Genomic DNA, 14296 nt, shown 5'->3' with positions numbered 1-14296 from the left:
CTCACGTTCTCTGGCCTCAAATTGCATCCTCGGGCAAGTTGAGATCCCGCCCACGAGTCTCTGGCGCGAAGAAAGTCGTCACCAGCCCAATTGCGGCCATCAGGGTGAAATAGACGGCGATAGGCCACCAGTGTCCGTAAAATGAGAGCAGCGCCGAGGCGACAAGTGGCGCCGTACCGCCAGACATAATGGACCCCAGCTCTTTTGCGAAAGCCATTTTAGTATAACGGTTGGTCACACCGAAAAGCTCAACGCCCCATGCAGCCTGAACACCGAAAATGCCCAGTGAAGCGAGCCCCATTCCGGTAATGATCGTCGGGATAACAATCCACGGTTCACGAGAGTCCAGCAGCATGAATGCCGGAAATGCGTACAGAATCAGTAGCAGACAGAACCAACGGTAAGTGATACGTCTACCAAACCGGTCAGAAAGCCAACCCGCCAGCGGAATAATGGCAAATCCCAGAATAGAGGCGATAAATACCGCAACAGTGGGGACAGATTTATCAACCATCAGCACTTTGGCAACATAGCCAATGATGAATCCCTGGGCCAGATAGGAGGGGCCATTTTCGCCGATGCGTAATCCGACCATGGTCCAGAACGCTCTGGTGCGTTGCCAGAAGCTACGGGTGTCATACTGTTGCATCTCCTGACCCTGGCGAAGCGCGTTCTCTCGCTCGGCTTGCAGGAGTGCTTTTTGACGCTCAAAGACGGGCGTTTCACGCATATGGCGGCGAATAAACAGTGCTGCGGCGGCGATGAGGAAGCTGCAAAGAAAAGGGATGCGCCATCCCCAGCTAAGCAAGGCGTCTTTATCCATTTGCAGTACGATGAGCCAGACTAAAGAAGCCAGCAATGTTCCGCTATTTGAGCCCAGAGCGATAATCGAGGAGACCAGTCCGCGATGCTTAACTGGGGCATATTCACCGAGCATGACGGTGCCGCCTGAAAGCTCTGCCCCGGCGCCCAGCCCCTGGGAAAATCGTAAGATGACCAGGCATACCGGCGCCCAAACGCCAATCTGGGCGTAGCTGGGAATTAAACCGATCAACATGGTCGACATGCCCATTAACCCGATAGTGATAACCATGACAGTCTTCCGGCCATGACGGTCGCCTATCCAGCCGAACAACAGCGCGCCGATGGGGCGTGCTATAAACCCGACGGAATAGGCGGCGAAGCTGGAAAGTAGCGCCATAACTGGTGTGGCTTCAGGAAAAAAGACGTCGCCAAAGATAATGCCTGCGGCGAGGCCATACAGCGCAAAATCGGCATATTCCATTGTCGTGCCTAACCAGCAGGAAAATGTCGCTCGCCAGAATTCGCGGCGCCCCTCGGGGGTTTCCAGTCGTTCCTGAGCTGCCTGTTGGCCGTCCGTCAGGGGAACAGAGGATGAATGCGTGTTCATAAGAACTCCTTGAAGTTAGCTGTCGACATAAGTCGCAGGTTTATACTCTTCGCGTTCTACTCGCGTAGATATTATATTTTTACCGCAGATTAATAAATCTACCCGCGTAGAATGACCAGTTGAAAGAATCAGAATTGAGAAAGCGATCACTTATAACAGGCAATTGTTACAGAAAATGGAGCATCAGCATTCGATGCTCCGCAAGTTTTACCGATCGAGGACGATCAGCGGTGAGAGATTTGATGGATCGTTTAAAACCGTGATATCCGCGCCGTAAAGCGTTTTCAGCGCCTGTTGTTTCAGCACCTCCTGCGGCCTGCCGTTATCAATAAGGCGGCCATTTGCCATCAGCACCACCCGGTCGGCATAGCGTGCGGCAAGATTGAGATCGTGCAGCACGCAGCAGACGTTGAACTGCCGTTCACGCACCAGTTGGCGCAGCAGACGGAAAAGATGCTGCTGGTGGTGAATATCCAGCGCGGAGGTGGGTTCATCCAGAAACAGCCATTTGGGCGAGGGCTCGGGTTCCCAGAGCTGAACCAGCAGGCGCGCCAGCTGTACCCGCTGCTGTTCGCCGCCCGACAACTGCCGATAATCACGCGAGGCCAGCTGGCTGCAATCGCACAACGCCATGATGTGCTCGGTTTCATCGCGTGGATTATGCGTCCGATGAGGATGCCTGCCCATGCGAATGACTTCCCGAACGCTGAACGGGAACGCCATATGGCTGTTCTGGCGCATCACCGCGCGGGTCTTCGCCAGTTCCGTCAGCGGCCATTCGGTCAGCGGCTTGCCCAGAAGCGTACAGCGACCAGAGTCGGGTTTCAGATACCCGGTAAGCTGGCGCAGCAGCGTGGATTTCCCGGCGCCATTCGGCCCTAGAATAGCGACGATTTCACCACCAGGCAGAGTCAGCGAAACATTATCCGTTAAACGGCGTCCATGAATGCTGTAAACCAGATTTTGGGCATCAATCATACCACCCTCCGGCTGTTCAGAATGAGCCACAGGAACCAGGGGCCGCCAATCAGGCTGGTCAGAAGGCCGACCGGCATCTCCGCAGGCTGTACCAGCGTGCGTGCCAGCGTGTCGGCAACCAGGAGCAAACATGCCCCTGCAAGTGTAGAGCAGGGAATGAGCCAGCGATGGTCTGCGCCGATGATCATGCGAATTAAATGGGGAACCACCAGACCGATAAAGCCAATCACGCCGCTTACCGAAACGGCAGCGCCCACCAGCAGGGAGCTGAGCAACAACAGCTGCTGACGTTTACGCTTTACGTTTACCCCCAGATAGTGCGCCTCTTCATCCCCTAATTGCAGCAGGTTCAGCGTCCCGGAAAGACAGGCGGTGGCGGCGATGGCGGGCAGCGCGAACGAACTGGCCACCAGTAGCGTCGGCCACTGCGCCTGGCCGAGGCTGCCCATCATCCATAGCGTCAACTGACGTAATTGCTGTTCGTCGCCAACATAGCTCAGTATGCCGATAGCCGCCCCGCACAGCGCGTTAATCGCAATCCCGGCCAGCAGCAGTTGCATCATGCCGCCGTGAGCGTGGCGCAGGCTGATCAGAAAAATAACCGCGCAGACCACCACGCTGCCGGCGACGGCAAAGATCATCTGTTCATAGAGCGCCAGAACGACGGGCAACGAAAGAGGGAAAACGATCGCGACGCCGACCATTAACGCAGAGCCGCTGCTGACGCCGAGCAACCCCGGATCGGCCATCGGGTTGCGAAAAAGTCCCTGCATGATCACGCCCGCCGTCGCCAGCGCGCCGCCAACCAGCACGGCCAACAGAACGCGGGGCAAACGGATGTTCAGCCAGATATCCCGGTACTCTTGGTTAAACAGCGCGCTGAAGCTGATGTTCAGCGCCCCCTGGCTGGCGCCGAACAGCACCAGTGCGATCAGCAAGAGTGAAAGCCCCGTCAATACACTGAGGGAAGAGAGTGAATCCTTGAACACTCGAATCTCCATAACGTCATTGCGGCGCGGATGTCCGCGCCGCGAGGGGATCACACCGGCTTTAGTTCAGGCTCAACCAGACTGTAGATCTGATTGTTAAGCGCAGGCGCGCAGGCCAGTTCATGAATATGGGCGGCGACATCCGCACGCATCACAAACCCGTGGCACTCCTGTCCCTGGTAGCGCTGCGCTTTACCTGTCGCATCGCCATTCAGTAAACCGCCAGGCCGCAGGATGGCATAATCCAGCTGACTGGTTTGCAGCCAACTTTCCGCCAGCGTTTTTTCCCGCACGGCCTGGCCGAATGCGGCTTTCGCGCGAGGGGATAAAAATGCCCAACTGTCGCCGCATCCCAGCGACGTCACCAGAATCATGCGTTTGATGCCCACTTTTTCGGCTTCATCAATAACGGTTCTGTGCGCCAGATAATCCTGGTTTCCCCCCATTGATGAAATGACAAGCGCCTCCGGCCCTGCGGCATGGCAGGCGCAGGACACGACGCTTGCGTCGCAGGCATCGCCAATAAATACCTGAACGCCTTTGCTTTGCAAAAGGGCCGCGGTTTCCGGGTGACGAATCACGGCAACGACCGGGCGCTGTTGCGTCAGCGCGAGTTCAAGCGTTCTGGCACCCACGCCCGTACCGCCGGCACCGAAAAGTAACCACGGTGTCATCAGGCGTTTTCCTTCAGAGAGGAGGCCAGTGTGCGGAAGGCGTCAACCTGTTCGCCCAGTAGCTGACGATGCTCGTCGCGACCGAGGAAGACTTTAAACATGGCGCTGCCCGCCTGGTTGAGGAACAGAATAGACGCGGTGTCCATGCCCATAAATTTGCGCTCCACTAAGGCGATGTGCGTGCAGTTTTCCGCTTTGATATGGCCGGTCATGCCTTTTTTACCGCGCAGATTGAAATAACCGTGACGATGGAAGCCGGAGGGCAGTTCACCGGTAAATTCGAGAATGACATCGGCGGTGTGCACCAGGGTTGTGACTTTGCCCCATTCGCTGACGGTGTCCCAGACGGTATCGAATTTATCGCCGCTGACCAGGGTATGAGAGGGCAGGTTTTTGACTACGTCTAAAAGCGTGGTGTTGTACTGTGCGGCGATCGCTTCCAGCGTTCCGTCCGGCTCAGTGCGCAAAAAATCCTGTAAAGAGACATGGCTCATAAGTTACTCCTTTTATGGTTTATCTACCGCGATGCGCGGTGCGTTAAGTTCCTGAATCAGCTCGTCAAGAGACTGCAAAATATTGCTTGCCCAGAAGCGTCCTTCGTTGGTCAGACGCAGGCAGGTTGACGCATCGCGGGTCAGCCCCGCGTTGTGCCATTGGGTCAGTAATGGAATCAGTTGCTCCGCGTGAGGCGTCAGTTCATCAAGCGGTACGCGCGCCGTTTCAATCCCCGCCTGTAACGTATGGCGCCACTGAAAGCCGCGTTCGGCGGTACGCATCATCATCATTAACGGTTTTTTCCCGGCGGCGATAGTTTCATGCCAGGTGGAAAGGTTTCTCTCCACCATCCAGGAATAGCCGTTGACCGAACCGCCTGCGCCGGAGCCGAAGGCGAGGCAGTCAGCGCCTTGCTTGATCAGCAGGTTGTACAGGTTGCGTTCTCGAGTGGTACGCGCCCAGTGGCTGTTGCTGATGCAACGCCAGCCCGCGCTATCCATAAAATCGCAGCCCTGAAGGTAGAGGTCGCGACGCGCTGAGGGGGAAGGAACGGTCGTCCGGCCACTTTCAACCGCTTTACCGAGCGGCGTATTGGGAAGCAAATTCAGCGCATACAGATCGATCCCATCCAGCCCGATATCGCGGGCTATCGCCAGATCTTCGCCCCACAGGGCGGCATCCTGACCGGGCAGGCCGAACAGCAGATCGCACACCACGGCGGCGCGATCCCGCCGCACCAGGCCGTTCATAAAGGCGATGGCGGTTGGGCCGTCCGAGGTGCGCGCCATTTTCTTGCGGATCTTGCTGTTGAAAGACTGAATGCCGATAGAAAACCGATTGGCGCCCGCATCAAGACAGGCATCAACGCGGGCATCATCAAAGTTGAGCACCCGACCTTCGATAGTGATTTCGCAATCCGGCGCCAGCGGCAGTTTTTCACGCAGCGTGGTGATGATCCTGGCCAGATCCCTGGCCGACAGCGCAGACGGCGTTCCGCCGCCGAAATACACCGCATGAATGGGCGCTGACTGGTGCAGCGTGCTGTCGGCTTCCATCTCTATTTCACGTAGCAGGGCGTCGGTATAGCGTGCGCAGTGATCCTCTTCAAAGCGGTTCTGATAAAAACCGCAGAAAGTACAGTGGGTTGCGCAAAAAGGGATATGTAAATACACCAGTCTTTTGCGCGGTGGAACGGTCTGGCTGATGACGTTCTGCCAGGTTTGCGACAATTGCTCTTTTGCAACAGGAATCGCACCACGCCACGGCATCGTGGCCCGACGATCCTTAAAGGGCTGGTTCCCCTCCAGCGCGAAATGTGGAGTGAGATCCAGCGTGTGTTGAGTATTCATAATTGTAATGCCAAATCCATTTAATGAGGCCAGAGTTGCTGGTGCAGAGTTTCAACGGCGTCAGCGACGCGGGGACCCATCCCCAGAATCAACGCCTGATCAATGGCGACGATCCGCTGATTTTTCCAGGCGGAGGTATGGGTGATACCGGCAATGGCGCGCAGGCGATTGATGTCGCCCTCGACCATCTGTGATGTCACAACAATCACCTGCGGGTTTGCCGCAATCAGCGATTCCGCGCTGTAACTTTTATATTGCGCATGCTGGGCGACATTCTGCGCGCCTGCGAGGGTCAGAATCGCGTCAGCGACGCTGCCCTTACCGGCGATCTGCGGGGCGCTGCCCCCCGCAGAAAGAATAAACATCGCCTTAACCGGCGCGCCTTTCGCCTTCACGCTGTCCTGCACACGATCCAGCCGCTGGCGAATGTGGTTAACCAGCGCGTCGCCCTGCTCAGGAACCTGGAGTGTGTTCGCCAGGGCATGAATATTGGCATACATCTGGTCAACGGTGGCCGGAACGCGCGGCAGGGTGACAACGTTGACTTTTTGGGTGCGCAACTGCTCCAGCACAATATGCGGGCCCGCGTCCTGCCAGGTAATAAAGCTGTCCGGGCGCAGCGATAAAATGCCTTCACTGTTCAGTTGCTTCCAGTAGCCAATATGCGGCAGTGCAGCGGTTTCGGGGGGATAAGAGGTGGTTTCATCCACCCCGACAACGCGATCGCCGATGCCCATCGCAAAAATAAGCTCGCTGAGAGAACCGCCCGCCACCACCAGTCGTTCGGCCGCCTGCACGCTGAAGGCGCTAACCAGCGCCAGTAAGCCAATGACAAGTCTCTTCATCGTCAGAAATTCCACGCAAAACCAATCGCTGCGTTAAAGCCCGCCGCTGGAATGGATTCATGAGCGGTCTGGTAACGTTTATCGGTCAGGTTGTTCAGCGCCAGATTGACCTGATACTGATCCTGCGGACCAAACTCGGTATTAAAGGCGAGGTTAAGCGTCGCCCAGCCCGGATAGCGAATTTCAGTCTCTCCCGTGTTGTCTTTGGCGCTGGATGCCGCACGGATGAAGAGATCGGAAGTGATATTCGCGGCATTGAGCAGCAGCGTGTGTTTCAGACCTGCGCGGCCTGTCAGCATCGGTTCGCCGGTATCCCAGGTTTTCTGCACGTCGCCTTCATACTGACGACGAATCAGGTTGCCGCTCAGATAAGGCGATACGGCCCAGGCGTTGTATTCCGCCGTCAGCTCCATCCCCCAGGTTTTGGCGCGGTCGATATTGTCGTAGTAGTAGGATGAGGTGCTGCTGCCATTACAAATTGCTTGCCCTGAACAGGCGAGACTGGCGATATAGTCTTTGGCTTCGGAGTAGTAAATCGCCCCGTCAATCAGCCACATATTGCCTTTGTAACGCGCACCCAGTTCATAGTTATTGGAGTGCTCAGCCTTCAGGTCAGGATTGCCATAGGTGATTCTGCCGCCCGCAGACGTTTGCATAAACAACTGAACCAGCGTCGGGAAGACATATCCCTGAGCATAGGCTGCGCGTAGCTCAAGATTATCAAAACCGGAGTAACGCAGGCTGGTTGAGGTGACTAACTCATCGTCATGCGCTGACTTTCCACCGGATGACTGCCAGGTTGTGCCGCTCAGACTGTCGCTACGGTTCAGTTTAGAAGAGAGCCAGTACTGACGTGCGCCGACGGTCCAGGTCCAGTCATCGGCAAAACGCCAGTCGTTTTGCGCAAATATTGAGGCGTTACCTTGTTCAGCCTCAATATGTGACAGGGTATTGGTCTGGATATCGAAGACGCCGGTTGCCGCTGTCTGACGCGTGCTGCTATTGGTGTCCTGCTTCACTTTGTCGTGCTGATACTGCGTCCCGATAACCAGTTCGTTGTTCGCTGGCAGTGAGAAGTTGCTCTGTAACGTCACACCCTGCGTGTACTGTTTATCATTGGTGTTGGTCTGATTACTGACTGTCAGCGCCTGAATCATCGGGCTTGGGATGACCTGGGTGGTTTTTACCCGATTCTCAAATTTACGCTCAATGGTCTGGCTGTAAGCGTCGAGGTGGATTTTTTTCAGGTAATCGCCATCGGCATCATAGTCATAGAAAACGCCGACCTTTTCGCGTTCCAGTTTCGGAATTCGGACGCTGAATTCGTCATACTGGTTATCCGCATCGCTAATCCAGGTTTGGGTAGACGTTTTGTAGCGATCGAGTGATAGTCCAAATTTATGGCGATCGAGATTGTAGCCAAGCCAGACGCCCTGGCTGTTGTTGCGGAAATTGGTGTTGGGCAATCTGCCGTCAGGCGTGTCGCGGTTGCCCTGATCGGAATAACTGCCGTTAATGCGGTAGTCGAAGTTGCCGATGCTGCCCCAGGCGGCGGCCGACTCCTCCCAGCCTGCGGTCGCGGAGTTGTAAACGGCTTTGACGCTTCCGCCGAGCGGCTTATCGCCGCCTTTTTTCGTAATAAAGTTCACCACGCCGCCGATGGCCTGCGAGCCATAGAGTACCGAGTAGGGGCCTTTAACGATTTCAATACGCTCAAGCGACGATTCATCAATGAGCAAGCCGGCGCCGTAGTTTTGCCCGGCGCGCTGATAGCTGACGACCTGGCCGTCAATCAAAATTAATACGCGTGAAGAGGCTTCGCCGCGAATGCGGATCTGTTTGCGTCCTGCCAGAGAGTTATCAGTAACCTCAACGCCGGGGATGTCCTGTAGGTCGTCCGCAATCGACACGCTGGTGGAATTCTGTATGGCCTGGCGGTCGATAACCTGAATCGTGGCCGGGCTTTCCCAAAGGCTACTTTCTGAGCGGTTAGCGGTGACGATTAACGTGTCGTCATCCGATACTTTATGATGTTGTGCTGTAGTTGTCGTGGCTGCTGAAACAGCACCTGAAACGCATAATGTCAGGGCCGAAAGAATAAATGGCCGTTGGCTAATCCGTGGCAACATGTGAGAACCTTTATGAGTATGTAAATGATCATCATTATCATTCGCGTTTATATAGAAGATGTATCCACAAGTTCAAGGTTGAAAGGTGTATAATTAATGCACCTTTGATCTGTATCAATATGTTGCAAGCAAGACAGCCATAAGTGTGAGCGAGATCGCACATAACGGTAGGATTGCTAAGGATTTATTGCACAGGCGCCAGGGGCATTCCACCCCGTGATAGCATGGGGGCGATGTGGGTTATAATGAGCTTCGGCATCAACATGCTCTGCGGGGGGGAGATGTGAATATTAGCGATGTTGCGAAAAAAACAGGCTTAACCAGCAAGGCTATTCGATTTTATGAAGAGAAAGGGCTGGTGACGCCGCCGCTGCGCAGTGAAAACGGATACCGCACTTACAGCCAGCAGCATTTAAACGAGTTAACGCTGTTGCGTCAGGCGCGTCAGGTCGGTTTTAACCTGGAAGAGTGCGGTGAACTGGTGAATTTGTTTAACGATCCGGGGCGCCATAGCGCAGATGTGAAAAAACGTACGCTGGAAAAGGTCGCTGAGATTGAACGCCACATCAGCGAATTGCAGGCTATGCGCACGCAATTACTGACCCTGGCGGAGTCATGCCCGGGTGATGACAGCGCCGATTGCCCGATCATTGATAATCTTTCCGGCTGCTGTCATCACAAGGGTAAAGCCCGCCGTTGATCACACGGCCCTAATGCGCAACGTTATCCCTTCGATGGCAATCACCTCCACCTGCGTTCCGGCGCTCAGATCCGCGTCGGCGCTGACGGGCCAGGAGCTGTCGCCGACGCGCATGTGGCCGCGTCCGTTGACCAGCGCGGTTTCCAGAATAAAGCGGTGGCCTACCAGCTGTTTCCCGCGTTGATTAAGGTGACTGTCAGCCGGTTTTTGCTCACGCACGCGCCGTGCCAGCCACTTCCACCACAGCCAGGCCGCCAGCAGCGTCAATACGGCGAACATAACGCCTTGCCACTCCCAGCCGAGCGGCACCAGCCAGACCACCAGGCCAGTAATCACGGCGGCGACACCGCTCCACAGCAGGTAGCCGTTCCCTCCCAGCATCTCGGCGGCCAGCAGTAGCCCACCAAGACTCAGCCAGAAAATATGCGGGTGAACCAGAATCATCGCTATCATGATTTGTTCCGTTCGCTGGTGCTGTCCTTGATAAGTTCGGTGATCCCGGCAATGGAGCCCATCAGACTGCTGGCGTCCAGCGGCATCATGACAACCTTACTGTTGCCCGACGAACCAATCTGCTGCAACGCTTCGGTGTATTTCTGCGCCACGAAGTAGTTCACCGCCTGAATATCCCCGGCGGCGATCGCTTCAGAGACCATCTGGGTGGCGCGGGCTTCCGCTTCGGCGGAACGTTCACGCGCTTCAGCCTGTAAGAAGGCAGACTGGCGTTCGCCTTCCGCTTTCAGGATCTGCGACTGTTTTTCACCCTCAGCTTTCAGAATTTCAGCCTGGCGCACCCCTTCCGCCTCCAGAATGTAGGCGCGTTTGGTACGCTCTGCTTTCATCTGGGCGTTCATGGATGAAATCAATTCCGCCGGTGGACGAACATCGCGGATCTCAATACGCGTAACCTTGACGCCCCAGGGATTGGTGGCCTCATCGACAATGTGCAACAGGCGCGTGTTGATGCTGTCGCGCTGGGAAAGCATTTCATCCAGCTCCATTGACCCCAGTACGGTACGGATGTTGGTCATGGTGAGGTTGATAATGGCCAGCTCAAGATTGCTGACTTCATAGGCCGCGCGCGGAGCGTCGATAACCTGAATAAAGCACACTGCGTCAATGGTGACGTTGGCGTTATCTTTTGAGATAACCTCCTGCGACGGGATATCGAGTACCTGTTCCATCATATTGATCTTGCGACCAATTCTGTCCATAAACGGCACCACCAGGCTCAGGCCTGGTTGCAGGGTTTTGGTGTAACGGCCAAAACGCTCCACGGTCCACTGGTATCCCTGTGGGACAATTTTGACGCCTGCGCCGACTATCACCAACGCCACGAAAATGAGAATAGGGATAAAAATAAGCATTGATAAACCTCCTGTCGTGCTGTCCATGTAAAAAAACGGTCTTTGCGGTCTGTTTAATCAAATTATACCCGATTAATCAAAGTGAGTTCCCCTCTTATAAATTACAGGGATACACTGTTTACTTTAAAGATGTGAAAAATGGATGTGAGATGAAAGAGAGCAGCCCTTTGCTCCAGCTAAGAAAGGTGGGATACCAGGCTGGCGCCACGAAAATTCTCAATAACATCAGTTTCATGCTGAATGCCGGGGAATTTAAACTGATTACCGGCCCATCCGGGTGCGGTAAAAGCACATTGCTAAAGATTGTGGCGTCATTAATCAGCCCGGATACGGGGGATATCCTGTTCGAAGGCGAAGAGATTGCCACGCTTAAGCCCGAAACTTACCGCCAGCAGGTCTCTTATTGTGCCCAGACGCCAGTGCTGTTTGGCGATACGGTGTATGACAACCTGATTTTCCCCTGGCAGATCCGCAACAAAACGCCGGAACCGAAGGCTTTTCTCGCCGATCTGGCGCAGTTTGAGCTACCGGAAACCATTTTACAGAAAAACATTACGGCGCTTTCCGGCGGGGAAAAACAACGTATCTCATTGATCCGTAATTTACAGTTTATGCCGCAGGTTCTGCTGCTGGATGAGATCACCAGTGCGCTGGATGAGCGCAATAAAGAGAATGTGAATGACATTATTCATCGCTATGTTCGCGATAAAAATATTGCCGTGCTGTGGGTAACTCACGATAAAGATGAAATTAATCATGCGGATAATGTGATTACGCTTCAGCCTCATGCCGGAGAAATGCAGGAAGCTACCTATGAACGAGCATAATATAACGAATGAGTCGCTGGCGTTATCGATGATGCTGGTGGTTGTGGCTATTCTGATTAGCCACAAAGAGAAACTGGCACTGGAAAAAGATATTCTCTGGAGCGTTGCCCGGGCGGTAATCCAGCTTGTTATCGTCGGCTATGTTCTGAAATACATTTTTGGCGTCAATCACTCCATCCTGACATTATTGATGGTGCTGTTTATCTGTTTTAACGCGGCGTATAACGCGCAAAAACGCAGTAAATATATTGATAAAGCGTTTACCTCGTCGTTTATTGCGATTACGACCGGAGCGGGGCTGACGCTGGCGGTACTGGTATTGTCAGGATCTATCGAGTTTACGCCGATGCAGGTGATCCCAATTTCCGGCATGATTGCGGGTAACGCGATGGTGGCGGTAGGGCTGTGCTACAACAATCTGGGCCAGCGATTCAGCAGCGAGCAGCAGCAAATTCAGGAGAAGCTCAGTCTGGGCGCAACGCCGAAAACGGCGTCTGCGGGGCTTATTCGCGACAGTATTCGCGCGTCGCTGATCCCGACCATTGATTCGGCAAAAACGGTTGGGCTGGTGAGCTTACCGGGGATGATGTCCGGGTTGATTTTTGCCGGTATCGATCCGGTAAAAGCGATTAAGTATCAGATAATGGTGACTTTTATGCTGCTATCCACAGCAAGCCTGTCGACCATTATCGCCTGCTATTTAACCTACCGGAAATTCTATAATTCGCGCCACCAACTGGTGGTGACGCATTTAAAGAAGATGTGATGCCGGAGGGATCGGTATTTTTAGCGTTTGTAGGCCCGATAAGCGTAGCGCCATCGGGCAAAATGCAGCGGATTAGTACAACAGCGCGTACAGCTGGCGGCGGAATTTCGACGCCAGCGCATCGCCGGTGCCTAACGCGGCGAGGATCTCCTGGAACGTTTTTCGTGCCTGACCGTCTGCGGCGGCGAGATCTTTCTTCAAATGGCTGAACAATAACTCCAGCGCCTCTTCGTTACGCCCGACCTGATGCAGTTGCAGCGCCAGTTGCGCCGCCAGCGCCGCATCTTCTGGATTGTCCGCAACCTGCTGTTGCAGTTGCTGGATTTCCGGGGTGTCGGCCGCCTGTTTCAGTAAATCAATCTGCGCGACCAGACCCTGATAGCGGGTGTCCTGATCCTGTAACGGAATGGTTTTCAGCACGGCTTCGGCGTCTTCCGTACGGTTGAGGGCAATCTGGGTTTCCGCCAGCAGCAGGCCGATCTCGCCGTTCTGATGAGAGAGCTGCCAGGCGTCTTTCAGCAGCGGCAGCGCTTCAATGTAGTTGCCTTCCTGCATCAGTTGCATCGCCTGCTGCGCTTTCAGCTCTTCTTCACGCGGCAGCACTTTGTCGAGCAGCGCGCGAATCGCTTCTTCCGGCTGCGGCCCCTGGAAGCCGTCGACCGGCTGACCGTTCTGGAACAGATACACGGTAGGAATAGCGCGCAAGCCAAACTGGGAGGCGATCATCTGCTCGGCGTCGCAGTCAAGCTTCGCGAGGATAAACTGGCCGTTGTACTGTGCGGCAAGGCTTTCCAGCACCGGCGTCAGTTGCAGACAATGCTGGCTGCGTTCAGACCAAAAATAGAACAGAACCGGGGTGGTCATCGACTGTTCGAGGGTCTGTTGCAGGTTAGATTCGTTAATATTGACAATATTTTGTACGGACATGGAGTCACTCTCTTTATGTCTGGTTCTCTTTTACATGGGGGCTGACGCGCGCGCTTCAACTCAACCCTGCAAAATTTTGTCCATCGCGCGTCCCGGCAGCACGCGCTTCAGCAGCGTGACCGCCCACGTCACCATCGTAACCGGGTAGCGTAATTTCGGTTTGTCGCTCTCAAAAGCATGGCGGACTTTAGCGACAACGGCTTCCGGCCCGAGCGTAAAACGCGCGGCAATTCCCGGATTTTCTACCGGTTTGTCGCTCTGGGTCTGGCTGACGTTATCGGTAAACCGGGTACGAATTGGGCCGGGTTCGATCAGGCTGACCTTAATCCCCGTGTGGCGCAGCTCCATGCGCAGCGCATCAGACCAGGCTTCCAGCGCATATTTGCTGGCGGCATAGGCGCCGCGCCCTGGCGTGGAGATCAGCCCCATTACGGATGAGGTCATCACAATACGCCCTTCGCCGTACGGCAGCATAGCAGGGAGCAGGCGCATAGTGAGCTGGTGCGCGCCAAAGAAATTGGCGGAAAACTGCTGCTCCATCTGCGCGCGGCTGATAGTGGTAAGCGGGCCATACACGCCGTATCCGGCATTGTTAAAGATCCCATATAAACGATTATCGGTCAGGGCGATCACGTCGTCTGCGGCGCGATCCACGCTTTCCGGCGAGTCGAGGTCGATCAGCACGCCGGTGAATCCCATGCTGTTCATCCGCGTGACGTCATCGGGTTTACGGCAACCTGCCAGAATTTGAAAACCCTGACGTTTCAGTTCAAGAGCGCTTTCCAGACCGATTCCGCTGGAACATCCTGTAATTAAGACCGATTTTTGCATAACTTTAC

The 14296-nt window shown here is 54.9% G+C and carries 15 protein-coding genes; 3 read left to right on the top strand and 12 right to left on the bottom strand.

Going from position 1 to position 14296, the window contains the following annotated elements:
- Positions 1 to 16 precede the first annotated feature (16 nt).
- The 8 genes from OGV83_RS02215 to OGV83_RS02180 all read right to left on the bottom strand — a co-directional run bounded on the left by OGV83_RS02215 (position 17) and on the right by OGV83_RS02180 (position 8870).
- Positions 17 to 1411, bottom strand: a complete 1395-nt coding sequence (locus OGV83_RS02215; protein WP_024130581.1) for an MFS transporter — start codon at positions 1409 to 1411, stop codon at positions 17 to 19.
- A 207-nt stretch (positions 1412 to 1618) separates the two neighbouring features.
- The gene (locus OGV83_RS02210) at positions 1619 to 2389 is read right to left on the bottom strand and encodes a heme ABC transporter ATP-binding protein (protein ID WP_012133486.1); all 771 of its coding nucleotides are present in this window, start codon (positions 2387 to 2389) and stop codon (positions 1619 to 1621) included.
- Entirely contained in the window at positions 2386 to 3378 is a 993-nt protein-coding gene (locus OGV83_RS02205; RefSeq protein WP_049008811.1) for a FecCD family ABC transporter permease, read from the bottom strand. The genes OGV83_RS02210 and OGV83_RS02205 overlap by 4 nt, the downstream gene beginning before the upstream one ends.
- Positions 3379 to 3428: 50 nt before the next feature.
- Complete coding sequence (gene chuY, locus OGV83_RS02200) at positions 3429 to 4052, bottom strand: anaerobilin reductase (protein ID WP_112002138.1); 624 nt, start codon at positions 4050 to 4052, stop codon at positions 3429 to 3431.
- On the bottom strand, positions 4052 to 4546 hold the full coding sequence (gene hutX / locus OGV83_RS02195) for a heme utilization cystosolic carrier protein HutX (RefSeq protein ID WP_012133483.1): 495 nt from the start codon (positions 4544 to 4546) through the stop codon (positions 4052 to 4054). The genes chuY and hutX overlap by 1 nt, the downstream gene beginning before the upstream one ends.
- Positions 4547 to 4558: 12 nt before the next feature.
- Entirely contained in the window at positions 4559 to 5896 is a 1338-nt protein-coding gene (hutW, locus tag OGV83_RS02190) for a heme anaerobic degradation radical SAM methyltransferase ChuW/HutW (protein WP_047458361.1), read from the bottom strand.
- Between the two features lie 20 nt (positions 5897 to 5916).
- Positions 5917 to 6741, bottom strand: coding sequence for a heme/hemin ABC transporter substrate-binding protein (locus OGV83_RS02185; RefSeq protein WP_049010046.1), 825 nt, complete (start codon positions 6739 to 6741; stop codon positions 5917 to 5919).
- 2 nt (positions 6742 to 6743) lie between these two features.
- Entirely contained in the window at positions 6744 to 8870 is a 2127-nt protein-coding gene (locus tag OGV83_RS02180; protein ID WP_012133480.1) for a TonB-dependent receptor, read from the bottom strand.
- Positions 8871 to 9153: 283 nt separating this feature from the next.
- On the opposite strand from OGV83_RS02180, the gene cueR reads away from it, so the two are divergent.
- Positions 9154 to 9570 (top strand): Cu(I)-responsive transcriptional regulator, encoded by a 417-nt coding sequence (gene cueR / locus OGV83_RS02175; RefSeq protein ID WP_012133479.1) that lies wholly within the window; start codon positions 9154 to 9156, stop codon positions 9568 to 9570.
- On the opposite strand, the gene OGV83_RS02170 is transcribed toward cueR, so the two are convergent.
- Entirely contained in the window at positions 9571 to 10023 is a 453-nt protein-coding gene (locus OGV83_RS02170) for an NfeD family protein (protein WP_012133478.1), read from the bottom strand. It lies immediately after the preceding gene.
- Positions 10020 to 10937, bottom strand: a complete 918-nt coding sequence (locus OGV83_RS02165; RefSeq protein ID WP_012133477.1) for an SPFH domain-containing protein — start codon at positions 10935 to 10937, stop codon at positions 10020 to 10022. The genes OGV83_RS02170 and OGV83_RS02165 overlap by 4 nt, the downstream gene beginning before the upstream one ends.
- Positions 10938 to 11086: 149 nt before the next feature.
- Here OGV83_RS02165 and fetA point away from each other — a divergent pair, with 149 nt between their 5' ends.
- The gene (gene fetA / locus OGV83_RS02160; protein WP_115614996.1) at positions 11087 to 11764 is read left to right on the top strand and encodes an iron efflux ABC transporter ATP-binding subunit FetA; all 678 of its coding nucleotides are present in this window, start codon (positions 11087 to 11089) and stop codon (positions 11762 to 11764) included.
- Entirely contained in the window at positions 11751 to 12530 is a 780-nt protein-coding gene (gene fetB / locus OGV83_RS02155; RefSeq protein WP_286463096.1) for an iron efflux ABC transporter permease subunit FetB, read from the top strand. Before fetA ends, fetB begins: the two co-directional genes overlap by 14 nt.
- A gap of 72 nt (positions 12531 to 12602) precedes the next feature.
- Here fetB and OGV83_RS02150 read toward each other — a convergent pair whose 3' ends face one another.
- Positions 12603 to 13457: a co-chaperone YbbN gene (locus OGV83_RS02150; RefSeq protein WP_058668720.1), complete on the bottom strand. Its 855-nt coding sequence runs from the start codon at positions 13455 to 13457 to the stop codon at positions 12603 to 12605.
- Between the two features lie 60 nt (positions 13458 to 13517).
- Positions 13518 to 14288 (bottom strand): SDR family oxidoreductase, encoded by a 771-nt coding sequence (locus OGV83_RS02145; protein WP_049009020.1) that lies wholly within the window; start codon positions 14286 to 14288, stop codon positions 13518 to 13520.
- Positions 14289 to 14296 lie beyond the last annotated feature (8 nt).

Source organism: Citrobacter sp. CK189 (assembly GCF_030333505.1).
GTDB classification, from domain to species: Bacteria; Pseudomonadota; Gammaproteobacteria; order Enterobacterales; family Enterobacteriaceae; genus Citrobacter_B; species Citrobacter_B koseri.
Note: the sequence above shows the minus strand (reverse complement) of the source record. Positions and strands in the feature narration are given on the sequence as shown.